The organism is Clostridium tagluense (assembly GCF_003865095.1).
GTDB classification, from domain to species: Bacteria; Bacillota; Clostridia; order Clostridiales; family Clostridiaceae; genus Clostridium_AD; species Clostridium_AD tagluense.
In genome coordinates this window covers 1-420 of sequence record NZ_BHYK01000130.1, presented here as the reverse complement: position 1 = coordinate 420, position 420 = coordinate 1, and the positions used below count along the sequence as shown (strand labels likewise).

2 protein-coding genes are annotated in these 420 nt (G+C 27.1%); both read left to right on the top strand.

All coding sequences use genetic code 11. The annotated features are described in order from the left end of the window. Positions 1-197: 197 nt before the first annotated feature. Positions 198-323, top strand: coding sequence for a zinc-ribbon domain-containing protein (locus tag Ctaglu_RS24850; RefSeq protein WP_125006739.1), 126 nt, complete (start codon positions 198-200; stop codon positions 321-323). A gap of 17 nt (positions 324-340) precedes the next feature. Further along, the coding region (locus Ctaglu_RS26425; protein ID WP_148097617.1) for an NINE protein at positions 341-420 on the top strand (80 nt) is incomplete at its 3' end.

Genomic DNA, 420 nt, shown 5'->3' with positions numbered 1-420 from the left:
TTTTGATCACATCCTCTAAGAAAATAATATTATTTTTTTATGATATAGAAAAAGATATATATTGATAGAAATGAGTTTGTGGCGGTAGGGAATTCAAAAATATTTGTAAATAGATAAATGTTATAAATATAGTAAAATGTTGACACATATGATAAAAAGTAAATATGATATTAAAATAATGTGAAAAGGGGGATTTAATGTTCTGTCATAATTGTAGTGCCCAAAATGATGATGGATCTAATTTTTGCAAAACCTGTGGTATTAATTTATTAATTCAACACAGTAAGAACGAAGTAAGGACTATTAGTGAAAAAACTGGTTAGTTGCATTACTCCTTTGCATTTTTATTGGACCGCTTGGTATTCATAGATTTTATGTAGGGAAAACAGGTACAGGAATTTTAATGATCTTAACCTTTGG